This is a genomic window from Paenibacillus sp. J22FR83 (assembly GCF_059691955.1).
The window spans coordinates 192008-215209 of the sequence record NZ_JCAUAM010000010.1 but is presented as its reverse complement, the minus strand read 5'-3'; the positions used below and the strand labels follow the sequence as shown (position 1 = coordinate 215209).

Here is a 23202-nt window from a genome sequence, read left to right as displayed (position 1 = left end):
TTTAGAAATGGGGCTTTACATGGCAGTCGAGGTTTTGGAAAACTCATTGCGCAGCATACTGACCAATCTGCATGTTGATGTAATCGTTTCCAAAGAACAATACATCTGCGATGATTGGGAACGTGACAACAAAGTCCATAGTTTTAACCGATTGTATTACATTGTGAGTGGCCGAGGGGTGTTGGAAACGGAAGGGGTAACGTACAACTTACATCCAGGCCAGCTTATACTACTTCCTTGCCATTCCGCTCAGAAGATTTCAATTGACAGTGGATTGAATTTCCATAAATACTGGTGTCACTTCACAGCACGTGTCGGGAATCGAGATTTGTTCGAGATGTATCGTTTTCCCGTGTGCATAGATAAGCTGGATTGCTCTGAGATCGAGGCTTGGTTCCAACACATGATCTTATCCAATGATGATCCATCCCCTGCTTCGATTCTCAAAGCTATAGCGTCACTTCTTAGTTTGCTGAGTCAATTCCTTGACCAGAACTTTGAGGAAATCGCCGATCCACTATCTGCAACACGTAAAATGCATTATGTACTTCAATATATCGAACAACATCTGGATCAGAAAATAACTGTCGAGCAGCTCGCTAGTATCGCTCATTATCATCCCAATTACTTCATTAAAGCCTTTCATACCACCTTAGGCTGTTCACCTATCCAATACATGAAGCGCTTGCGAATAGATAAAGCACGAAAACTGCTAGCTTCAGATCAACCTATTGGCAGCATCGCTCTTGCTGTCGGGATTGAGCAGCATAACTTCTCGACGTTATTTAAGACCTATACAGGCTTTTCCCCGCGAGAGTTCCGACGAATGCTGAAACATGAGGGGAAATCATCATGAAAAGCCGAGGCTGCAATAGCCTCGGCTTCATTAGTTATTTACGATCATTAATTGCTTTGATGATTTCCACAGGGATTTTGGGTTTGCGATCGTAAGTAAGCAACCCGTTGATCTCTTGTTCAACATCTGTCAATTGTGTATAGCAGTATCCTTGGACAACACCTGAGTTCAGGAGTGGACGAATGACAGCGCGCAGCTTTTGCTCATAGTCTTCGTCATTATCTGCACCCGAGTAGCCCCAGCCTTCCCACTCACTCTTTTTGTAGGCAATTCCACCAAATTCAGTGACAAGAATCGGCTGATCTTGATAAGGGAACCCTTCTACAAACAAACGTCGATTCGCCGGCATCGCATGAACAGCTTTCTCCTTGGAGCTGTAACGCTCCGTGAGGACTTCTTCTCTCCACTCATAATCATGAATGGCGAATAAATCGGTCGTCACTAGCTCCCATCCATCATTCGAAATAACGGGACGCATTGGATCCAGCGATTTGCTCAAATGATACATCGTCAACGCATGCTGCTGCTGCAATTTATCAATTTGGATGTTCGGGACACCCCAGCTTTCATTGAGCGGTACCCAGGCAATAATCGACGGGTGATTATAATCCCGTTCCATCGAAGCGACCCATTCTTTGGTAAATTGGCCTACATATTTATCCGAATACTCATAGGCATTCGCCGCTTCACTCCAAACAACAAGCCCAAGCACATCACACCAGTACAGGAATCTTGGATCTTCCAGTTTCTGATGCTTACGAGCTCCATTGAAGCCCATTGCTTTCGTAAGCTCAACATCTTGTTTGATCGCATCATCGCTCGGAGGAGTCAAATTTCCATCTGGGAAGTAGCCTTGATCCAGCACCATTTTCAGAAAATAAGGACGATTATTCAAGCACAACTTGCCATCCTCGATCGAAACCTTGCGCATACCGAAGTAACTTCCTACAACATCCTCAACCTCATTATCAACTAGCAGCGTGAACGTAACATCATATAAATTCGGTTTCTCCGGTGACCACCATCCGCCAAGCCCATGATCATTAAAATCATTCAAACGAATCTTCCGAGCACCCGTCCCGCTTCTAATGCCATAGACATCTTCAGAAACTAGCTCGCCTTTAAAAGAAATATCAACCTTTAGTTGGTATTTGGACGTCGAATTCGCGTCGATGCCATCAATTTCATATTTGATTTCGATTTGCTTTGCATCAATATCTGGCGTCATCTTCACTTTATCTAAGTAAGCGTTTGCCGAAACAGCCTCGAGCCACACGGTTTGCCAAATTCCTGTCGTTCTCGTATAGAAAATGCTAGCAGAATCCGCTTTCCAATACTGCTTTCCTCTCGGTAGCGTTACGTCTTTGCTGAAATCTACGGCCTTCACCACGAGTGAATTCGTCCCCGCTTGAAGCGCTTCCGTAATATCCGCATGGAATGGCGTATGGCCACCTTCGTGAGTCGCCACCAGGATGCCATTTACCCAAACCGATGCAAGGTAATCCACCGCGCCGAAGTGAAGCAGAATTCGTTTACCGGCAAAAGACTGCGGAATTTCAAGCTCGCGGCGGTACCACACGATATCGTGAAATTCATTAGAACCAATTCCGCTTAATTGGCTTTGAAAAGCAAAAGGTACTTGAATCGTCTTTGAGAACGCTTTATCCCCCCTGTGCCATTTCTCTTTCGTTCCTACGGAAGCATCATCGAACTCGAACTGCCATTCCCCATTTAAGTTAATCCAGCTATCTCGTACAAATTGCGGTCTAGGATATTCAGCTCTCGGTTGGTTGCTCATTGTAAAGGAAAACCTCCATTGGATAATTTATAAGTTAACTAAATAACGTGATAATTCCTAAACTCATTATGCAATCACTCCAAAATAAAGTCAATACATGTTATTCAATTAACTTTAAAGTTAACATAATTTCATTTTACATGGCTCACTTGTTACTTCTCACTTCCCCCTTACATTCACCTTGCTACATCACTTTCTATCTCCACATTTACCTCCTACTTCAACTAGCTACTCTTTCATTCCCCCTTCCTCCTCCCCCACACGTTTAACTGGAAAAACTACATCTATTTCAGCGATTTTCCTTCAATATTTGCATTTAAATGGAAAAAGTACATCTAATTCCCTCTAATTCTTGATTCCCAATCGAATAGGGTAAAATAAGCTACATAAAATCCAGTTATTCCTCCAAAAGCACGATTTTCACGGAATTTAGATGGAGAAATTCCAGTTATTTCGCGTCATAGGCGATTCTAGGCAGGCTACCATCGGCATTTCTTGACTGATGCAGCCAATATGCCAAGCGCACCAAAAGAACCCCCACATAGATTTCTCTACGTGAGGGTTCTCAAAGCAAACATTAGTCCATGTAGCCAGCCATGCCATTTTTCATCAAGTACTCCATCTCGGCTTCAAGAATCGTATCCACCGCAAGCTCGCTTAGCTTCACGTCTGGACGGCCAAGGATATGATCAATCAGATCATCACTGTCGATATCTACAGCACCTTTCGAACTTTGTTCTACTTTGGCGATATAGGCTTTCTCATGCTTCAGAACTAACTCAATTTGCTTGGGATCCGCCTTTGTCTTGCCGATGATGAATTGTAAAAGCTCCTGCTCGTTCACGCTTGCAGTCATTCTTCTCACTCCTATTCGATGTATGCCTCCTATTGTACCATAGATAGACAAAAAGAGACCCACAGCAACGGGCCGCGGGTCTAAAGGTTTATATTTTAAAAGGGGGTCGTCTTTTATTATAACCGACTAACATGTATGGCAGATGACGACTATATTTCTTTTATATTACAAATTTACATGAATGACGTAAGGGACGATGAACACCTCGTTATTTTGCTGAAACTGGCCCCAAATTTTGTAGATCCCTTTCTTCGGAAATACAATTTTGAACGCCGCGGTTGGCCCTGAAGTCGCTGCTGGATCCGTGGGATGCACATGGACGAAATCATTCCCATCCTCACTGATCGCAACGACATGTCCGACACTCCCCAGATAGGGCTGTAGATTCGTTACAGGAGTTTTGGCCGCCCCCGCCTGCTTAAACGAGAACACCATGTCCAGCTCCATGCCTGCCATGAGATGATCGAAAGCTAGGGTGACTTCCTTGTCACCGACCTGTTTCGTTAGACTTTTATCCGGGATCAGCTTAACCGCTTTCGGCACCTTCCCGTCAATGGTCACCCAATGGGACTGCGCACTTTCCCCTGAGCCCGTTGGCGTGAAATCCGCAATAAGCTGATAGTAACCTCCTGCTGGAAACGATGTTTGAATATCGAATCGACCAGCGCCTACATAAGTCGGATGCAAGTGTTCGAAGTAGGACAAATCCTTACTCACCACAATAAGGTGCATAAGTTTCTCGTGCATGACATCGAATTTCTCGATGGGGCGATTCCATTTATTTTGAACCAGTATCGTGATGTTGGATATTTCTTTGGGTACATTATGGGGTGAATCCACTGCAAAATGAGCAATCGCATCGCTCGTATGCTGATGTGTAACCGATGATGACATCGTCATACCCGACATCCCGGAGGTATCAGACATATCAACCGTCGTAGCTGACGAACCGCAAGCGGATAGGAGTAGTACGAAGCAAGCTAAGGGCAACAGCAATATCTTCATTCGGTTTTGTCGGATGAAACCGGTCCTGCAAGAATACTTAAACCGAGTGAGGACAGGGCACATAAGAAGATGGATCCGCCCCAAAGTTCTGGTGTCCAGTTCAACGTTTCGAATAATTTCAAATGTGCGAAATATAACCCCCAGATCAAGACCGGTAGTACAAAGAAGATGGCCTTATACCGCCAATCTGCCTTGTCCCGCTCTTTGATCTCTCGAAATAATAAATCGCCGATCACACCGCTAATTAGCAGGATGATAATTGAGCTATAGTCCCGGAACCCGTCCAGTACCGATAGGAACATCGACTCAAATAGAAAGAAGAACGTGACCGTCCCGAACGGAAGTTTCCATCTACGCAGGACGAACATCAATGGAATCACAAGAATCATCGTAGTAAGGAGGAAATCCACTACAGCTCTGCCAATGGCATCTTCCCCTCTGGCCATCCATAGATTCTGGCGAAAGGACCAGGCGTACATGAGGAAGAAGGCGAACACCGTAAAGGTTAGCCCTATGGAAGTTAACGCTGGCAACAATTGGCGAAATGTTGGTGCTGTACCCTTTTCAGCAGCGCTGATCGCACGGTAGGGACTTGTTAGTATCAGTAAGGCACCTGTCAGCAGCAGAAGATGCGTTGGGCTGAGCAGGGCTTCGATATTTTTCTCAATACCAAACACGGTATGCCAGTACATATCACCAAGTCCACCTACAAAGAACAGAATGACACCGGCGACACCGAGCTTGTAGCCAACGGGAATCGCTGCGAACCATGTAGGGGATTGCGCGCTGATTTTGTTCGAACGGATCATCATAAAGATCCACATCGCACAAGCCAAATAGCCAGAATAAAGAATCGCGTGCCACGGTGTAAAAAAAGTTTCTACGGCACCATGGTTATGGGCGAAACCATCAATAAACAAACCAATGATAAGCCACATGCCCATGATCATTGTAATCGAATGCTTGGACATCGTCGTGGTTGCTTGCGCCTTATTCACCGCTACTTGGACAGACACAACAATCAGCTCCTTATGAGATGGGTACATGTAATTCTTCCGAGGTGCTGAGTCCATCATATAACGCTTGCTGACGCAATGCCACATATAACTCTGCTTTGGTAGAATTATAATACGGTAATACGAACAATACACCTACGCCCAGCGCTAGGGTCCCAAGAATGAACCACCCAATAAACGATAGATCCAGTACAAACATCCGCCATTTATGGCCTCGTGTCATCTGATTACTGAGCTGCACGGCTCTTTTACGACCAATCGTCGGATTATCACCTAGAATATACGGGACCATGCTGTAGGCATAGGACTTTACTATACCTGGAATGATGAGCAATAAATACCATAAGAAATTCAGCAAAGCACTCCAGAACATGGCAGCAACCGTGCCTAAATATCGCCCTTTCCCAAATGCGTAAAGCAAATAGTTCATATTAACATCGCCTTGGGAGGCTTGTTTGAAATATTGCTGTGCATTCACTTTAAACGGATTCAATACGAAGATACTGAACGCTATCGCTGACAAACCAGCAATAATTGCGACAATGACGATGATAACAAGAATGAGTGCACCGACACCATCCGAAATGTCCTCCATGCCTAGATGCCAGTCTGAGAAGTTGAATGACGACGATGTTGACCCACTGCTCGAGCCCCAATTACTGCAACTCGGAACCCCGCCTCCAACAATGGCAAGCAGCAAGCTGACCAGAAATGCTTTCCAATAGGATGTGCGAAGTACTTGTTTGGCTCTGCTCTTCAACTCTTTACGTGACCAATTCACGCAATCCCTCCTCAAGTAAGTTCATATACACCATCTTATTTGATCTTGGAAAGTCATAGAACAGCACCTATCCTTCACTCATAAAAACATCTCATCTTAATGTCTTGCTCGTAATTACCAAATCCTTTGCCAAAAAGTGTTAAGCCACCTCGCCCACGTTTCGTATCCTCCGCACTTATTCGAAACACCCAGTACTTTGGATCAACACGCAGGTCCGTGATGCTGATATCCGAAAGACGTTGACCATCCATGAATGTCCCCCTATCCGTAATGCGAAGAACCTTCAGCAGCCCATACTGATTCACGTCCGAGTGCCACCATTCTGGTGTTAGCTTCCCCCTCGTCTCTCCATAGTCACCAGGACTTGTCCATACACCAAGCTGCGTTTCATTAAGCCTAAAACAAATATCGGATGGCCAGTTTTCGTTCACTTGAGGAGCCTCCGAGCCAATTTCCAGTGAAATTTCTATCTCCTTCAGATTGTCATCTTTCAACAAGTAATTGGGGACTTTATACTCGACAAATCCTTTGCCAAACCAGAGAATACCAGCCTCTACCCTTTCCGGATCCATAAAATACGCTGGATTATCATAGTTGCCAATGACCTTCTCGGTGGTAGCAAGCCCACACGTCGGCCACGCTTCATAATCGGTGAAATGTCCGATCGGCACGGACACTTCCTTGCATTTATGCAAGGAGGTTCTTTCTGGAGATAGCTTAATCTGCAAATAGGACGTATTCACGAAACAATATTTATAAGTTCCGCCGTTAACACGCCTCATCTTACTTCCTACAAGTCCTGCTTGCTCTAGCTTGTTAACATGGCTGCTGACAATGGCATTGCTGAGATAGAGCTCGGCTGCTAGTTCCTTAATGTGCATTTCCTTGATGAATAATTTATCTATGATTTTCAGGCGAACTTCACTCGCCAATGCCTCATACACTTGAAGCGAAGCAGCATCTGTCTTGAGATACATTCATTCACACCCTTTAGAATACGTAATTTTATTAATCCTGAAAAATAAGTATTGAAGACCAACTTCATTATCGTACATAATAAAGGTGAAATCAACAACATTAGAATTCATAAATAAGCTAATTCTAAATATAAGGAGCGATTAATCATGACTTTACGTTCACAAATGCTCATCGACAAAAGTTTTGTTCTAGCTCAAATTGACCCTCGTCTATACGGATCCTTCATCGAACATCTGGGCCGTGCTGTTTATGGCGGGATTTATGAACCCGGTCACCCTACGGCAGATGAGAATGGTTTCCGACTAGATGCGATGGAAGCTATCCGCGCGCTGCAAGTTCCGATTATTCGTTACCCAGGTGGCAACTTTGTTTCCGGATATAATTGGGAAGATGGCGTTGGACCTAAGAAAGACCGGAGACGATTGCTAGAACTAGCATGGTGGACAACGGAGACGAATGAAGTGGGCACGAATGAATTCGCTGATTGGGCGAAGTTAGTTGGTTCTGACGTGATGATGGCGGTTAATCTTGGCACACGCGGTATCGACGATGCTAGAAATCTGATTGAATACTGTAATCATCCTTCTGGCTCCTATTATAGCGATCTGCGCATTTCCCATGGCTATAAGGAACCGCATCGTTTCAAAACCTGGTGTCTGGGCAACGAAATGGATGGGCCTTGGCAGATCGGCACGAAGACCGCTGTTGAGTATGGTCGCCTCGCGAATGAAACGGCCAAAGTAATGCGTTGGGTAGATCCAAGTATCGAGTTAGTAGCATGTGGCAGCTCTTCGAGCGGTATGAGTACGTTTGCAGATTGGGAAGCGACTGTTCTGGATTTGAGCTATGAGAATGTTGATTATTTGTCGCTCCATGCTTATTACAATAATAATAGCAACGATACAGCCAATTTCCTGGCCTCATCGCTTAATTTGGATAGTTTCATTAGCAGTGTCGCAGCCATCTGTGATTATGTGAAAGCCAAGAAGCGCAGCAAGAAGAAACTTATGCTCTCCTTGGATGAATGGAACGTCTGGCATACCATTGGATCAAGTCGCGCCGAAGAGCGTTGGCAGATTGCTCCACCTGAATTTGAAGATGTATATACGCATGAAGATGCACTAGCTGTTGGTTGTTTCCTCATTACGTTACTCAAGCATGCGGATCGTGTCAAAATGGCCTGCATGGCGCAATTGATTAATGTTATTGCACCGATTACAACAGAAACAGGCGGCCCGCTCTGGCTGCAAACGACCTATTATCCATTCCTTCATGCTTCCGTCTACGGCAGAGGCACTGTCCTTCATACAGTCAATTCTTCACCTAAATATGATGCCAAAGATTATACAGATGTCCCTTACTTGGAATCGGTGTGCGTATACAACGAGGAGCAAGGCCAAATTACGGTTTTTGCCGTCAACCGCCATCTCTCCGAGACTATGGAGCTCGATCTGGATATCCGCAGCTTCGGTGATGTTAGCTTGATTGAGCACATCGTGCTAGAGCACGATGATTTGAAAGCCGTAAACACGAAGGCTAACCCACATCATGTTAAGCCGCATCATGGCGGTCTATCCGTCCTAGACAATGGACATGTCAAGAGTAACCTAGCCAAAGCCTCTTGGAACGTTATTCGCCTTCAAACTAAGCAAGGATAATGGCTGTCCATGCCTCATCATCGAAGCGGGTCCCTTAAGCGATATATGCGCGGGGACCCGCTTTTTTCATCTCTTACTTGTCGTGCGGACAGGCGATTATACGCCATTGACCGCCCTTCAAGTTTGGGCATACAATGAAGAGGAATCCCCCTATGAGAGGAACCTGTATCATGCGAAATAAAGTTGCTTGGGGGCTTACAGCCCTTCTAGGATTGGCAAGCTGTATCGCGATTCCCTTGCTTGTCATGAAGACCGACGGCAATATGCACGGTCCCAATTCACTTGATGCCATTGCCAGGCTGGATTCTCCTCTGGCTGTTGCTCCTTCTTCACGACCTAAGCAGCCAGATACCTTAACCTATTGGCTCAACCAAGAGAAGAAATCGGAACAAGCTGGACATGCTGAGACCGCCGCGGCCTATCGGAAGCGGATCAATGCCTACCATGCTGGTCTTCCTTCGGTACTTCCACTTACATCTAATTGGCCCAGTAACCAGGCCTCTTCAACAGATATGGAACTCTATCTCCGTGTTCCGATACAAGACCAAGCACTTAAACCAACAGCATCTCCCCTCCCTGTAACTTCCACGCTTGCCAAACATGAGCCTGCATCAGGGGTTTATATCGGCATGCTCGGGGCAGATCGGCGAGTTGGCTACGATGTCACGAAGATTGAAGATGTCTATGGCCGCAAACACGCGCTGTATTTGTCATATGTGGGATGGCGCAAGGTGCAGACCGATACCAATACCTATTTCCCCGCGCGAACAGCGGAAAGGGTGAAGGAACTTGACGGCGCACTTCAGATCGGATGGGAACCGCGATTTGGCTTAGACGACGTGCAGGATGATGAATATGTTCGCCGTTTCGCGCGTGAAGCGAAGGCCTCCGGCATCCCTATTTTCCTCCGCTACGCTTCGGAAATGAACGGAGCTTGGGTACCGTGGCATGGCGAGCCGCGGAAATATATCGAGAAATTCCGTCTGATTCATGACATTATGGCTGAAGAAGCACCGAATGTGGCCATGGTGTGGTCGCCTAACTTCTGGCCGCCAGATACGATTGATAGTTACTATCCAGGCGATGCCTACGTAGATTGGGTTGGTTTCTCCTTGTATAGCACGCCTTACTCATCAGAAAAAGAGCAGCTCCAAGGTACCGTGATCGATACCTTCGCTCCTCTCTATAAACGATATAGCCATAAACCTATTATGATTTCTGAGGGTGCTGTTGCTCATACGTATTTGCCAACTAACCAAGCTTACTGGAGCTGGGCAGAGAGCCAGTTGGGTTACATGTATGGCTACCTCCCGCGCTTGTTTCCTCAAGTAAAAGCAATAACTTACTTTAATTTCAGCCGAGCTCAGGCGGTTCGAACGAATGGAAGCTATGTCTATGACATCGGGGAAAATCCATTTATGGACGGATATTATCAACGGCTGATTGCATCCGATTGGTTTCTGAGTAAAGTAGAGCCAGGGGTAAATCCCATTCCATACCGCTATACACCTGTCTTGAGCAGTTCTCTTCCTACTGGCCAGCAGACCGCTCTTGTCTACCCTAAGCTGGTGCATGAAGAGGGGAAACCGCCGTTTGCAATAGCAATTTACCAAGGCAATCAACTCCTCGGTGCCAGTTATGAAGCTCCCTGGGAAATCGATATTAGCGTTGGGGCTGAATCGGCTTCAGCACCTTGGTATGTGGTCGCTTATAATGATCAGATGGAAGTGACTGCTATCACATCAGGCATTGAACCTATTGCTCGTACTAATCCTGTTATACCTTAATTGCCGAAATGATAGGATGGAATAATACGAATGTCCTTATCCAAATTCGTTAGCATCATGAAATTGCGATTAAAAGTAAAAATGCGTTTCACCTGATAGTACGACATGGTTACAGCCGTAAGGGCTTCGCTGAGTGAGAAGCGGAGCTCGGGCCTGTCCATTAACAATCTGCGCGATTCCCCCTCAAATTCAGGGCCGCTTGAGATGACTGCCAATTTCCCTCTACTTACTGCTTTCTCAATCGCCTTCAGAAAATATTCCGCCTGCTCATAACTATATTCATTACGCAGCCATTCGTGGAGATCGAATACAATGGAATTCGTCGTCATGTAATTACGTTCAAGATCATGCAAATCCAGAAACATCGATCGTGCTTTAATATATCGAGGGTCTTTAGGGTTCATTAGAGCAGCTAGAGCTGTTTCATCCAGAAAAATGGCATCCTGAATATTCAAGTGATCATCCATAGATCAGACCTCCTTAATCTTCTTGTTTGCAAATACCGTCCAAGTATAGCAGCGGGTTTGCTTCCTTTTGATCCACAGAGATGGGGGTTAGTTCGTAAGTCGCGCTTGCCAAATATTGCGCAATGAGTCCATTCACGATCGCTTCTACAGTGGTTTGCTGTAGATCAGCGGTTTCTTTCAGCTTATCCACATAGCGAGGGTCGAGCTCTATCATGTCTTCATCTTGTTCCGCATTTCTTGGAGAAATGAACTCGGATGCGGTGGACTTCGCTTTTTCGAATTGATTATGAATGAAGCGTTTGTAATTGTTCGCCATCGTAATTCACTCCTTATGCAATAACTGGTATACAAATTCGTCGAATTCCGTCGATTTCAGGGGGTAGTTACGTAAAAAGGCAACCGAACCCTTAAGGTCCGCTGCCTTCTCAAGTTTGCTATATTAGGCAAGCCGTATGCCAAAATACGTGAATAAAGCTTCTTTGTACGCTTCATCCGTCTCTGGCGAGTAGGTTTGCACGTCTGTAGCGCTGAATACACGGAACTCTTTGTCGGCAAGCGTATGCCTTCCTTCTGACGTGCGTATCGCAACGATTGGAACCTTGTTGAAAATTGAGTCCGGGGATTTTTCACACCAGAAACTCGCAAATAGATAGTCTTTGGGCAGCTGAGGCTCCTCTGTGAAAGAGTAGATGCGTTGCCACCCCTTCGTTTTCTGCTCACAAAGCACCCAGCCGTCCAGGGGATCTTTATCGAGTCGGTAGCTCTCATCACCTTGCTGTTGGACAACACCTTCGACGAATAGAAGAGGCCTGCGGGGAACGATTCCGCCCACTCCAACATCGCACAGGTAGTTGACTCCTTCAGCCTCTACCTTCAAGACATGGTGGCGCCTTTTGGGAGGTAGATTGGCCTCATCCCGCCAAAAGCGGGCAACCAAATCCGTCACCTTGTAGCCGAGCTCGCGAAGCAGCCAACCGAATAAGGCATTGGTTTCAAAACAATAGCCACCGCGCTGGCGTATGACAATCTTCTCGTAAAGATCCTCGGGATTAAGCGATAACGCTCTTCCCTCGAGAATATCTAGATTCTCATAGGGAACCGTGTGCAGATGCCGTTCCTGCAGATGGGCTAATGTCTTCGCACTGCCATCGAGCGAACCTTGAAAACCGATGCGGTCGAGATACTTCTCAATTTGATTGTTTGAATGCATCAAGGGGAAGACACCATCCTTAAGGGAGTTAGCTTGAATCATCTAAGGGTTAACGATTATCCTTGCATGTGAATTCGGCTGGAGATCTCTTGAGCATCCAGCTCGCGCATCGAGAGCTTACCACCGATCGATCTGAAGCTGCCAATAACGTCCTCATAGCCGCGCTCGATGTGCTCGACGCCTGTAATACATGTGCTGGCTTCCGCCGTGAAACCGGCCATCAGCATACAAATACCGGCACGCACATCCGTCGCGTGCACCCAGCCCCCTCGCAAGGGGAGCCCGCCGCGAATAAATGCTGATTCTTGGCGTATCTCTATTTCCGCGCCAAGCCGCCTTAGCTGTGGAACATGAGCGAACCTTTTGGGATAGACACGGTCGGTAACGATACTCTTGCCCTGAGCCTGCAATAAGAGCGCGGTCATGGGTTGTTGTAGATCAGTAGCAAAGCTTGGATACATGCCTGCACGAATGCGCGTTGCTTTCAGAGATCCATTCCCATAAGCGGTAATACTGTTTTCACCGCATTCCACATGCAGTCCGACTTCCTCTAGCTTCGCTAGACAGGAGCCAAGATGTTCCGGAATGACATCTTGAACAGTAATTTGTCCCCCATTGAGCCCTGCTGCCATTAAGAAAGCCCCGGCAATGAGTCTGTCTGGAATGACCGTGTGGATGCCCCCATTCAAGTAAGGAACACCTTCAATACGAATGCGATCCGTGCCTGCCCCATAAATACGTGCACCGAGCTGATTCAGGAATCTTGCCGTATCGCAGACCTCCGGATCCACAGCCGCATTGTGCAGCTGAGTTCGCCCTTTGGCCAACACAGCCATCATCATCGCATTCATCGTCGCACCGGAGGTAATGGTATCGAAGTAAATGTCCGCTCCCTTCAACTCTGCCGCTTCAACCTCATAGTAATCCTTGAAGATGCGGACTTGAGCGCCAAGCGCTTGGAACACCTTGATATGCTGATCCATCGGTCTTGAAACGAAATCGTCTCCACCCGGCAATCCGATCGTGACTCTGCCGAATTTGGACAGCAACGCGCCTACGAAATAATAAGACGCTCTATAGCTCGATGCTTTGCCGGGATCAATGATTGCACTGTGAATCCAGCGTGGATCTATCGTGACCTGTCCACCTGACTGCGTGAACTTAAGGCCGATATCTCGGCCTATATCCGCAATAAGACGGACATCATCTATGTGTGGAATTCCCTCTAATGTTACGATATTATCCGCCAGACAAGCTGCTGCAAGTAAGGCAAGAGAACTATTCTTGGCTCCAGGTATGCGTACCGTTCCGTTCAGTGGGCCTGAGTACTCCGTTTGTATATATTTCATGAAGGGTTCCCAACTTTCGTTATGACGATTTCAAATCGGATTCGAGCATATAACCCCCGCCGCGAATGGCACTAATGAGAAAGGTGTCTTTTCCGTACTTTTTGCGTACCCGATAAACCAAGGCGTTCAATTCGTCGAGAGACACATCCGAGAAACCGGCTGCCCCCGGCGATCTTTCCGGCCATACCTTGGATTTAATTTCCTCCAGCGGTACGAGTCGATTGGCATGCTCATGCAGCACACGAATCAATAAATATTCTTTCTCGGACATCGCGATCCGCTTGCCATCCACCACACACTCTCTTTTCTCCCAACTGATTTCCAATGGAAGTTTAGGAATTTCTAACTGTCTGGTGATGCTGAGCGGTTCGATTTCAAGGGTCTGATCGGCAAACATATAAGAGAAATGGATGACGGTCATCCCTTTGGCAAGCCTAATAATATCAAAATTGTTCAACGGATATGGGGTATGCGGTGTTAGCTGTACACCATTAATTTCAGTGCCGTGGCGACTTCCCAAATCGTAGAGCACCGCCTTGTCTTGCTCTTTGCGGATGATGATATGCTTTCGGGAAATAAAAGCGTTCGTAAACGCCAAGTCTGGCGTTAACTCATGCGATATCCTGCCGATGTTCGTTTCATCCTCATTCAAATTCACGCAAGTGCCCGCTCGATAGGGCTCACCACGCACAACATATAAGCATGCAAAGTTATCCAGTAGTGTCCCCTCCGTTTTTGCGCATGCAGCTTACCTCACTTCATGGGGAAGAACCCCATTAATTATCGTACCTCAAACTGACGCTGAATAAAACCCCTTCACACTGACGGATCACTCATATTTCAGTCATAATTTACCCTGCCTATTAACCCTCTGCTTCATATAAATTCGCATCCAGTGACTGAATAAATGGTGTCCATTCCTCTGTCGTATAAAGCAGAAGACGGTGCATCGCACGCGTACATGCGGTATAAAATAACTTTCGTTCACTCTCGCGATCGTACACGCGTGTGGATGCATCATAAATCAATACGACGTCGAACTCGACACCTTTGGCGAGATATGCCGGTATGATCATAATACCTTTTTCAAAGGTCAACGTTTCCTTCGTGATCAGCCGCATAGCCACAGAACCCGCAGACTGCAACGCTTCATAGGCTTCGCGACTCTCAGCTGCGGTCTTCGTAATAACGCCAATCGACGTGAACCCCTCTGCCTTTAATTCAGCTAGATGAACTAGCATTCGCTCAACTCTCTCTGCAGGGCTGCTCACCTTAATGAGACGCGGCTTCTGCTCACTCCGTTCAAAAGGTACAATTTCTACGTCAGGCAATAACGCCTTCGTAAATTCCACAATCTCGCGGGTGGAGCGATAGCTTCGAATTAAACGAATCAGATTCGTTTCCTCTTGGCCATATAGCCGAATTAGTGGCGAATCCACCTCGGATAGATTGGTCGCCTGCGGGAAGATCGCTTGGCTAAAATCGCCAAGAACTGTCATATTAGCACGAGGAAATAGCTGCTTGAGAAAGTAGAATTGGAAAGGGGAATAATCCTGTCCTTCATCGACAAATACTTGTCGTACATTCGTGTTCCTCCGCGTCCCCTCTACGAGCTCTTTCAAACACAAGAACGGTGCTGCATCCTCATAAAACAGTTCGCCTCGACTCAGCTGCTCCTTCGTTTGCCTGCAAATTTCCGTCCATTGTTCGGGTACCGCAGTCTCGTTCGTCATGCTTCGATACGCAGCCTCATCGCTGAATAATTGATCGTACAATCCGATGATATCGATAAATTTAAATCGCTTAACATCATTCCGCAATGGCTTATAGTGCCCGCTCACGATCATCTTCCGAAGCAGCTCTTCTATTTCCTGCATGGCAAAACCAATATCTTGATCTTCGTCTTCCCCCTTGCCAAGAAACTGCCCATAATCATCCAGCAGCTGCTCATTCATATGGAGGACTACTTCCTCCCCTTGCTTATACTTCTTGAGCAGCTCTCTGTAGGCTTCGGCGTATTGCTCGTTATCAAGGTAATCGAGTTCATCTTGTACCCAATGTGCTCTCTGTTCCTTGCGCTCGAGCGAAGTCAGCCTTTGCAGGATCCATTCCTGTAAAAGAAGGACTCGATTAGCTAGACGGATGGTAGGGTCATAGCTATAAAATTGCGTTTGGATCCCCTCCGCGGTTATCAACTCACGATCCTGGAATTGGATGCTCCGGAACAGCATGCCTTCTTTCACCAACCATACCGCGTATTGCTGCAAGGCATGGAGGAAAGCTTCGGATGCTTTATACTGAATTCCACTTCGTCGTGCTTCATACGCTTGCGAAGAGGGTGATGTCAGCATGTATTCGATCTGCTCGAATGGGCTTTCCAGCTGTAACGTGGATCCCAGCCAATACACCAAATATTCTTGTATGGTCGTTTGCTGCATATTTTCCTCACCTAGCTCGGGAAGAACAGTGGATACATAACTATTGAACATCGGATTGGGTGAAAAAGCACGATCTGGTCCGCTTTAAGCTTGTCGCGGTGCTTATATAACAGATAAGCAGCCCGCTGCAACGCGGCTGACGTCTTACCGCTGCCTGCCGCTCCCTGCACAATAAGCATACGCGTTTTATCGTTGCGAATGATGGCATTTTGCTCCTTCTGAATCGTCGCTACAATGCTCTTCATCTGCGAATCTGCTCCTTGCGCGAGCACTTGTTGGAGCAATTCATCGCCGATCGTTACACTCGTGTCGAACACACGCTTGAGTTGGCCGTCACCGATGTGATACTGCCGCTTCAGCGTCATTTCCCCTGCAACTCGACCTCCTGGCGTGTCATAGGCCGAAGCTCCGGGGGAGTAGTCGTAGTACATACTTGCGATAGGTGTTCGCCAGTCATACACCAGGAAGCTTAAGCCGTCAACGTCTACAAATGACGAAACGCCGATATAAATGGATTCGCTGAGGCTAATCCCCTCTTCTTGAAAATCTATTCGACTGAAATACGGCGACGGCAACAACCGCTTCATGCTCTTCAACCGCTGCATCCGCTGCTGGTGACTCCGTTCCCGCTCCGATAACAATGTTTCTTGCTGTCTGATACTATAGAATGCTTCCTCGAAATCTTCATGCGTGCTCGTGTTGATCGACACTTCTTCCCAGAAACGTTTGCGGAAGTCCGTCACCTGATCGCGCAGCCCGACAACTTCGGGTTCAATTTCTGCGATTGCAGAACGTAATTTATCTGTAACGAGGTCTAATCGTTCTTGTTCTTGCTGCCATTCGTTTGCCTTTATCATCTTCACGAACACGCTCCTTTGAGATCTTGTGTGAAAAAAATAAAATAATGTTTGACAACCTGCCGTTTTTCATGCTAAAATTTAATTAAAGATAAAATGTAATAACTATGCAATGAATATTAAATGAGGCCAATAGTCTTTGTATCTTAACATAAAGATCCTCGCGTGTAAATATAGGATTGAGCAAGAAGAACCGGCATTTCTGCCGGTTCTTCTTTTTTTTCATTTTAACCTGGAGTCCACCTCGGGACCTCCGATGTTGTTGTTTTGACTTAAAAATTTCATTAAATCATTACTCAGCTGCACAATCTCCTTGTTGGCATTATTCGCATAATCCGGCAACATCATATCCCTAACCATTTTAGTTCGCAGCCATGTCATAAAGAAAAGATTCAAAAATAAGTTTGGACATTTAAGCACTATTTTAAGCATTGGCGGATCAATTGAAACGCCAGCTTTTTGTATTTCCCTTAGATAAGCTTTTAAAGTGACTGTTATTTGGCTTGCCATCTTTCTGGTTCTGGCTGTTTTGTTGTCAGTTAACTGATTCTCAGCATACAAAACGCTCAACATGGCAATGTCTGACACGGAATGTGTGATTAGATATGCTAACATATCCTTTTTAATAACGTAGGGAAGTTTTGCTCTTTTAAATAAATTTGCAAGGTTTTCAGTGCGTTCTGTCACTTCACCGTTTATTTCTCCAAATGCAGTTGCCGCTATCATCTTTGGTAGAAATCGAGGATGCAATACGCCATCTTTAATCTGTCCGCCGAAGCCGGGAAAAGCCGGCAAAAGTCTATCCCCTACAATATCCAGCCACGAAGAAAATCCAATTGAATTATTAGTCATCGTAACTATATGTCTGCTTTGATTATTTTTTAGCGCTAACAACGCTGATTCGGACCGATCATAACGAACGGTAACGAAAATAAAATCGTATATATCGTCATTTTCGAGCGTATCAATGACATTCACTTGGATGGATCTAACTGTACCTTTTTCTGTATATTGCAGGCCATTTTCTCTTAATGATTTAAATCTATTAGAATGAGCAAACAGACTAACGTCAAACCCTGCTTCAATAAGCTTAATCGCGTACATGCTCCCGATGACACCTGCACCAAAAATTAAAATTCTAACTTGTTTTGCTGACATTCAAACCACTCCTACTTATTAACATTCCCTTTCGATTATCAAACAACATGTTGTATGATGTGATTATAAATTTTTACTATTCCTTGATCAACCATCAGTTTTTTAGTATTTGTCGGATTATTTTCTGTTTCGCCAACCTCTATTCAAAGGGGATTACGCCCTATTCTAAAGAATGAGTCTGTCATTCAAACCCAACCGATGTGTAGTACAGCTTTGAGAAAACTTCCCCCTGCTTCCGTATGGCGCTTCAAGATTAGATGGATTTTATGCAGCTATTCTCATTGAAAAAGCTGAACTATTCGAAATAACTGGATTTCATCCAGCTAATTCGGACCATTTAAGCAAATTGCCTCGAAATAAGTTAAATTAGCTGTACCTTATCCAGTTATTCCTGAAAAACCAGGATAAACAGCTGAAATAGCTGTACATTTTCCAGTTAATTGGTTCGTGCAGCTTCACGAAGTTATCTTCAGCTATTCTATGAGAGCCTCATCACCGCATATCAATACAAAAAGCACCCCAAAGGGTGCTTTTATCACGACTATAACTTAATTGAAATGAACTTTAACTCCGTCATCTCCTCAACCGCATAGCGGATGCCTTCCCGTCCAAAACCACTTTCCTTCACACCCCCATAGGGCATGTTATCCACACGGAACGTGGGGAAATCATTAATCATCACACCGCCTACTTCCAACTGCTGGGCAGCCTGCATCGCGGCACGAATATCATTCGTATAGATACCTGCTTGTAATCCATATCGAGATTGATTCACATCCTGGATGGCTTGATCCAATGAAGTGAACGAGGAAACCGTAACAATCGGCCCGAACACTTCTTCACAAGAAACAGGCTCGTCGGCAGCAACATTCGTCAGAATGGTGGGAGGGTACATGCGAGAATTCAACTCTTTGCCTCCCGTAATCACTACAGCCCCTTTGGACACTGCACTATCCACCCAATCTTGCATCCGACGAACATCCCTCTCACTAATTAGCGCAGACACATCCGTTGTCTCATCAAGTGGATCACCAATCACCAATCTCTCCACTTGTGCTTTGAATCGAAGCATAAAATCATCATGATGTGACGCATGTACAAATATTCGCTGAATGGAAATACAGACTTGACCACTATATGAAAAGGCACCGAGTACACAACGACTGACCAACTCATCAGTCAACTCATAGGCTTGATCTATGATTAAAGCTGAATTCGATCCTAACTCTAGGGTAACCCGCTTTAAACCCGCTTTGTTTTTCATCGCAATCCCGACTGCAGGGCTGCCCGTGAATGTGACTGCCTTCACCCGGGGGTCTCTCACGAGCTTCTCTCCCACCACCGAACCTGGCCCTGGAATAACATTCAATGCCCCTTTCGGAAATCCCGCTTCTTGAAAAATTTCTGCAAGCATCAAGGCGGAAAGTGGTGTTTGCCCTGCTGGTTTGAGGACAATTGTATTCCCCGCCGCAATCGCAGGACCGACTTTATGGGCTACCAGATTAAAGGGGAAGTTAAATGGCGTTATCGCCGCGATCACACCTAGCGGTTTGCGCTGGGTAAATGCAATGCGTCCTTCTCCGCCAGGCGCTGCATCCAACGGAACCGTTTCGCCATGAATTCGACTTGCTTCCATCGCAGCGAATTTATACGTTTGAATCGTCCGGGCGAGTTCACCTCGCGCGGTCTTGAGCGGCTTAGCCGCTTCCAAAGCTACTAGTCGGGAGAGCTCCTCTTTGCGTTTTTCCAACAATTCAGCAACTTTATATAAAATAGTCGTACGTTCGTGCGCGGGCATTTGAGCCATGATCGGTGCAGCTGCTTGTGCAGCTCCAATCGCTTCATCCGTTTCGGCTTCATTCGCATACCCCACGTCTGCAATCCACTCTCCTGAATAGGGTGAGTAAAGTGCTTCGTATCGAGCAGCTTCTTTCCATTGTCCGTTAATAAACAAATGCCTCTTCATCTGTACTCCCTACTTTCTCTCTTCGGCATATTGCTCAATTATAACATGTTGGATGATCTCAAGCCCTTCCGCAAGCTCTTCATCCGAAATGACAAGTGGGGTCAGAAAACGGATCACATTGCTGTGCACCCCGGCGCTTAGTAGGATCACGCCGGCTTCATAGCAGCCTTTTTGAATCGCCGCTGCATTCGCTTTATCTGGTTTTTTCGTATCAGGATGCACGAATTCAATCGCACACATCGCACCTAACCCTCTAACCTCCGCAATTTGTGGAATCGTCTTCTGCAAGTCCGTAAAGAAACTGCGGATTGTCTCACCGATAACGCGTGATCGTTCAACGAGATTCTCGCGTTCCATCTTCTCAATAACCGCCAGTGCCGCCACGCAACCAAGTGGACTGCCGCCATATGTTCCACCGATTTCACCTGGTGCAGGTGCATCCATAATCTCCGACCGCCCAGTAACTGCCGAAATCGGCAATCCTGCTCCAATGGATTTCGACATCGTTATCAAATCAGGTTCAATCTCGTAATACGTCGAAGCAAACATTTCTCCCGTACGTCCGAAACCTGTTTGTATTTCATCAGCAATGAACAAAATATGGTTTCTTTGGCAAATCTCATATACACCTTGCACAAATTCCTTCGGAGGCACGATAAAGCCACCTTCACCTTGGATCGGCTCCATAATGACTGCCGCTAACTCTTCTGGTGAAACTTCCGTAAGAAGGAAATCTTCAAATTGCCGAACACAAAAAAGCGCATAATCGATCTCAGACATACCTTGGGGGCGATTCAGCGGATACGGAAATTGTGCTTTATAGGTGGCTGGAGCAAACGGCCCCATCTGGAACTTATAGGGTCTAACCTTGCTTGTAAGCGACATGCCCAAGAGTGTCCGACCATGGAATCCTCGCGAAAAGGAGACAATGCCTGATTTCCCTGTAAATTTCCTCGCAATTTTCACAGCATTCTCAACAGCTTCTGCACCGCTATTCAGAAATATGGTTTTCTTCGGAAAGCTGCCTGGCGTGATTTGGGCCAATTTCTCAGCTAGGTTCAGATACGGCTCATACATAGCAACATGGAAGCAAGGATGAATATATTTTTCAAGTTGATCTTGAACAGCTCTGATAACCTCAGGCGGGCAATGCCCCACATTTAAGGTCCCAATGGCACCGGCAAAATCGATGAACACATTCCCATCCACATCGTAAATCAAAGCCCCTTCAGCCTTTTCAACAAAAATAGGCGTATTGTTGCCAACACCTCTGGGTACGAACGCTTGTCTTTTATCCATGAGTTCCTGCGTGCGGCCACCCAGTAATTTGGAGGGTACTGATGCAAATTTACGCGCGATGTGCATGTTCCTCTTCCCCCTTTGCTAGTTAGATAACTCCCATTATGATCTCTTTTATCCGACTACTTTCTCCTTTATTTTATGACTGAACTTATTGAAATACGTCAAATAAAATATTTCCGCACAAAATACGTCGGCGTACAACTCCATGCATGACAATAACTATTAATCAGATTGCTCCCATACGGTGAATACGACTTATCCTGCGGGTTATACAACTCCCAGAAACAGTCTGCACCCTCTGCAATCATGCCGCCCCAGTAGTAATTCATCTGCTCTAAAGCACGCTCTTGATTACCACTCAAGATTAACGCCTCAATCAGATGATGATACATATAAGGTGTATTCATCGAAATCGCATGCGGAAATTGAAGCATGTGTTCCAACAACTCTGCATTCTCAGCTTGACTTTTAATCTCAGCAAGAACCATCCAAATCTGAGATGCCCACGAAACTTGTGCGTCCACTCCGCTAATAAACACCTCTTTGTCCATATCCCACAAATGTGTTAATGCAGCAATGGATGTTGCTTCGACGTAACTTCTCAATTGTGCACTTTCCTCACTCAGATTCAACTCGTTAGCTAATACTAAGCCTCGCTTCAGACAATAGATTAGCACTGCCTGTGCGGATGTCTGTTTATTCAAATCAGGATGCCAATCAATAAAACACCACCAAGATGGATCATCTCTGACGATATGCTTCTCATCCAATCGACGCAATCCGATTTGCAGTTGCTCCCAAGCGACAGGCCATAGCTCTGTTAATGCTTCCTTGTCCTCACTTGCGATATAGTAGTCATAGAGTGTGGCTACAAATAAGAGTGAATAATCATACAGCAGCGTATCATCCACATGCGGATGAGGCTTCTCGAACACACAAGCGCCGACTTCCCCGCCCTCCAGCCTCATCCCCGCAAACAAATACAAGCAGCGTTTGACGAGATCATGATTACGAAACGTGTAATAGTTAGCCAATGCTTGAAGTCGCAAATCCCCAATCCACAGCCTACGATCACGCTTAGGCCCATCTTCAAAGACAGTTTGCATGCAATCAGCTAGCGTTCTGATACCGATCTGATCCAATTTCCGCAATTCAGGAGATACATGATCTGGCAACGGATCCAACATCGAAGGATCAGCTGATGTCACTGTCGTGCAAGTAATCTCCGAAAATGCCACCTTGTATTTGCGCGACGTATCGAGCACCACCACTTTCATATAGCGAAAACAATAGCGTCTTGGCAATGTAATCAGCGCTGGCAGTACGTCCACATAGATCGTTTCTTCTTGCAACCATGAGCGGCTTAACCAACCATCATACTGTTCAAATGGCTCCGCTACCTCACAGGGCATTTCACCAAAAATAAGTTTAAGCCCCAGCGGAGCATCAGGCGGGCTGCCAACAGCCTTAATCCCCAAAGTGACATACCCCACACGGTGATCGGCAAAATCCAGAATAAAGCTGTCATCCTTGCCGAATGACATCGTTTGGATCTCTTCCAAACGATGTTCCTTCCGCACGCTCCAGCCATGAAACGCTTGATCATCAGCATACACATCTACGGATCCTTCAGGCGTAATGACCGCCTCGTGTAGGGTTGGTCGTAATGCTTCTGCCCCTTCTACACATGCTTGATTGATATTCATCCTGCCATACACGC

At 46.0% G+C, this 23202-nt stretch carries 20 protein-coding genes; 3 read left to right on the top strand and 17 right to left on the bottom strand.

What is annotated here, in order from left to right:
* The first annotated feature begins 19 nt into the window (after positions 1–19).
* On the top strand, positions 20–856 hold the full coding sequence (locus tag AC58PV_RS19335; protein ID WP_497433951.1) for a helix-turn-helix domain-containing protein: 837 nt from the start codon (positions 20–22) through the stop codon (positions 854–856).
* Between the two features lie 34 nt (positions 857–890).
* On the opposite strand, the gene AC58PV_RS19330 is transcribed toward AC58PV_RS19335, so the two are convergent.
* The 6 genes from AC58PV_RS19330 to AC58PV_RS19305 form a co-directional block, all read right to left on the bottom strand.
* Positions 891–2654, bottom strand: coding sequence for a glycoside hydrolase family 2 protein (locus AC58PV_RS19330; RefSeq protein ID WP_497433950.1), 1764 nt, complete (start codon positions 2652–2654; stop codon positions 891–893).
* Between the two features lie 577 nt (positions 2655–3231).
* Entirely contained in the window at positions 3232–3510 is a 279-nt protein-coding gene (locus AC58PV_RS19325; protein ID WP_068662757.1) for a hypothetical protein, read from the bottom strand.
* A 165-nt stretch (positions 3511–3675) separates the two neighbouring features.
* Positions 3676–4410: a DUF8832 domain-containing protein gene (locus tag AC58PV_RS19320; RefSeq protein WP_497433948.1), complete on the bottom strand. Its 735-nt coding sequence runs from the start codon at positions 4408–4410 to the stop codon at positions 3676–3678.
* Between the two features lie 101 nt (positions 4411–4511).
* Positions 4512–5531, bottom strand: coding sequence for a hypothetical protein (locus AC58PV_RS19315; RefSeq protein ID WP_497433947.1), 1020 nt, complete (start codon positions 5529–5531; stop codon positions 4512–4514).
* A 13-nt stretch (positions 5532–5544) separates the two neighbouring features.
* The gene (locus tag AC58PV_RS19310) at positions 5545–6312 is read right to left on the bottom strand and encodes a DUF975 family protein (protein ID WP_497433946.1); all 768 of its coding nucleotides are present in this window, start codon (positions 6310–6312) and stop codon (positions 5545–5547) included.
* A gap of 74 nt (positions 6313–6386) precedes the next feature.
* Entirely contained in the window at positions 6387–7289 is a 903-nt protein-coding gene (locus AC58PV_RS19305; protein ID WP_497433945.1) for an ArsR/SmtB family transcription factor, read from the bottom strand.
* 147 nt (positions 7290–7436) lie between these two features.
* Between AC58PV_RS19305 and arfA the strand changes: the two genes are divergently transcribed.
* Both arfA and AC58PV_RS19295 read left to right on the top strand, forming a co-directional pair.
* Positions 7437–8948, top strand: a complete 1512-nt coding sequence (arfA, locus tag AC58PV_RS19300) for an arabinosylfuranosidase ArfA (RefSeq protein ID WP_497433944.1) — start codon at positions 7437–7439, stop codon at positions 8946–8948.
* Between the two features lie 170 nt (positions 8949–9118).
* Positions 9119–10735, top strand: coding sequence for a glycoside hydrolase family 26 protein (locus tag AC58PV_RS19295; RefSeq protein ID WP_497433942.1), 1617 nt, complete (start codon positions 9119–9121; stop codon positions 10733–10735).
* Here AC58PV_RS19295 and AC58PV_RS19290 read toward each other — a convergent pair.
* The 11 genes from AC58PV_RS19290 to AC58PV_RS19240 all read right to left on the bottom strand — a co-directional run bounded on the left by AC58PV_RS19290 (position 10732) and on the right by AC58PV_RS19240 (position 23188).
* Entirely contained in the window at positions 10732–11202 is a 471-nt protein-coding gene (locus AC58PV_RS19290; RefSeq protein WP_497433941.1) for a type II toxin-antitoxin system VapC family toxin, read from the bottom strand. The genes AC58PV_RS19295 and AC58PV_RS19290 overlap by 4 nt on opposite strands.
* A gap of 13 nt (positions 11203–11215) precedes the next feature.
* On the bottom strand, positions 11216–11518 hold the full coding sequence (locus tag AC58PV_RS19285) for a hypothetical protein (RefSeq protein WP_068662764.1): 303 nt from the start codon (positions 11516–11518) through the stop codon (positions 11216–11218).
* Positions 11519–11641: 123 nt separating this feature from the next.
* The gene (locus AC58PV_RS19280) at positions 11642–12412 is read right to left on the bottom strand and encodes an arylamine N-acetyltransferase family protein (protein ID WP_497434066.1); all 771 of its coding nucleotides are present in this window, start codon (positions 12410–12412) and stop codon (positions 11642–11644) included.
* A gap of 56 nt (positions 12413–12468) precedes the next feature.
* The gene (gene murA, locus AC58PV_RS19275; protein ID WP_497433940.1) at positions 12469–13761 is read right to left on the bottom strand and encodes a UDP-N-acetylglucosamine 1-carboxyvinyltransferase; all 1293 of its coding nucleotides are present in this window, start codon (positions 13759–13761) and stop codon (positions 12469–12471) included.
* A 19-nt stretch (positions 13762–13780) separates the two neighbouring features.
* Positions 13781–14419 (bottom strand): FHA domain-containing protein, encoded by a 639-nt coding sequence (locus tag AC58PV_RS19270; RefSeq protein WP_497433939.1) that lies wholly within the window; start codon positions 14417–14419, stop codon positions 13781–13783.
* A 205-nt stretch (positions 14420–14624) separates the two neighbouring features.
* The gene (gene helD / locus AC58PV_RS19265; RefSeq protein ID WP_497433937.1) at positions 14625–16250 is read right to left on the bottom strand and encodes an RNA polymerase recycling motor HelD; all 1626 of its coding nucleotides are present in this window, start codon (positions 16248–16250) and stop codon (positions 14625–14627) included.
* Positions 16211–17056 (bottom strand): hypothetical protein, encoded by an 846-nt coding sequence (locus tag AC58PV_RS19260; protein WP_497434065.1) that lies wholly within the window; start codon positions 17054–17056, stop codon positions 16211–16213. The genes helD and AC58PV_RS19260 overlap by 40 nt, the downstream gene beginning before the upstream one ends.
* Positions 17057–17278: 222 nt before the next feature.
* Entirely contained in the window at positions 17279–18214 is a 936-nt protein-coding gene (locus tag AC58PV_RS19255) for a ketopantoate reductase family protein (RefSeq protein ID WP_497433936.1), read from the bottom strand.
* A 541-nt stretch (positions 18215–18755) separates the two neighbouring features.
* Positions 18756–20180: an aldehyde dehydrogenase family protein gene (locus AC58PV_RS19250; protein WP_497433935.1), complete on the bottom strand. Its 1425-nt coding sequence runs from the start codon at positions 20178–20180 to the stop codon at positions 18756–18758.
* Between the two features lie 9 nt (positions 20181–20189).
* Positions 20190–21545, bottom strand: coding sequence for a 4-aminobutyrate--2-oxoglutarate transaminase (gene gabT, locus AC58PV_RS19245; protein WP_497433934.1), 1356 nt, complete (start codon positions 21543–21545; stop codon positions 20190–20192).
* Positions 21546–21643: 98 nt separating this feature from the next.
* Positions 21644–23188 (bottom strand): alpha-L-rhamnosidase-related protein, encoded by a 1545-nt coding sequence (locus tag AC58PV_RS19240; RefSeq protein WP_497433932.1) that lies wholly within the window; start codon positions 23186–23188, stop codon positions 21644–21646.
* Positions 23189–23202: the final 14 nt, after the last annotated feature.

What these genes read in the sequence shown, in the direction of transcription:
- AC58PV_RS19320 (WP_497433948.1), bottom strand. Translation starts at nt 4,410, where the DNA reads ATGACGATGTCATCATCGGTTACACATCAGCATACGAGCGATGCGATT.
- AC58PV_RS19305 (WP_497433945.1), bottom strand. Translation starts at nt 7,289, where the DNA reads ATGTATCTCAAGACAGATGCTGCTTCGCTTCAAGTGTATGAGGCATTG.
- AC58PV_RS19335 (WP_497433951.1), top strand. Translation starts at nt 20, where the DNA reads ATGGCAGTCGAGGTTTTGGAAAACTCATTGCGCAGCATACTGACCAAT.
- AC58PV_RS19250 (WP_497433935.1), bottom strand. Translation starts at nt 20,180, where the DNA reads ATGAAGAGGCATTTGTTTATTAACGGACAATGGAAAGAAGCTGCTCGA.
- AC58PV_RS19255 (WP_497433936.1), bottom strand. Translation starts at nt 18,214, where the DNA reads ATGTCAGCAAAACAAGTTAGAATTTTAATTTTTGGTGCAGGTGTCATC.
- gabT (WP_497433934.1), bottom strand. Translation starts at nt 21,545, where the DNA reads ATGCACATCGCGCGTAAATTTGCATCAGTACCCTCCAAATTACTGGGT.
- AC58PV_RS19240 (WP_497433932.1), bottom strand. Translation starts at nt 23,188, where the DNA reads ATGAATATCAATCAAGCATGTGTAGAAGGGGCAGAAGCATTACGACCA.
- arfA (WP_497433944.1), top strand. Translation starts at nt 7,437, where the DNA reads ATGACTTTACGTTCACAAATGCTCATCGACAAAAGTTTTGTTCTAGCT.
- AC58PV_RS19330 (WP_497433950.1), bottom strand. Translation starts at nt 2,654, where the DNA reads ATGAGCAACCAACCGAGAGCTGAATATCCTAGACCGCAATTTGTACGA.
- AC58PV_RS19260 (WP_497434065.1), bottom strand. Translation starts at nt 17,056, where the DNA reads ATGATAAAGGCAAACGAATGGCAGCAAGAACAAGAACGATTAGACCTC.
- AC58PV_RS19325 (WP_068662757.1), bottom strand. Translation starts at nt 3,510, where the DNA reads ATGACTGCAAGCGTGAACGAGCAGGAGCTTTTACAATTCATCATCGGC.
- murA (WP_497433940.1), bottom strand. Translation starts at nt 13,761, where the DNA reads ATGAAATATATACAAACGGAGTACTCAGGCCCACTGAACGGAACGGTA.
- helD (WP_497433937.1), bottom strand. Translation starts at nt 16,250, where the DNA reads ATGTTCAATAGTTATGTATCCACTGTTCTTCCCGAGCTAGGTGAGGAA.
- AC58PV_RS19295 (WP_497433942.1), top strand. Translation starts at nt 9,119, where the DNA reads ATGCGAAATAAAGTTGCTTGGGGGCTTACAGCCCTTCTAGGATTGGCA.
- AC58PV_RS19290 (WP_497433941.1), bottom strand. Translation starts at nt 11,202, where the DNA reads ATGGATGATCACTTGAATATTCAGGATGCCATTTTTCTGGATGAAACA.
- AC58PV_RS19285 (WP_068662764.1), bottom strand. Translation starts at nt 11,518, where the DNA reads ATGGCGAACAATTACAAACGCTTCATTCATAATCAATTCGAAAAAGCG.
- AC58PV_RS19280 (WP_497434066.1), bottom strand. Translation starts at nt 12,412, where the DNA reads ATGCATTCAAACAATCAAATTGAGAAGTATCTCGACCGCATCGGTTTT.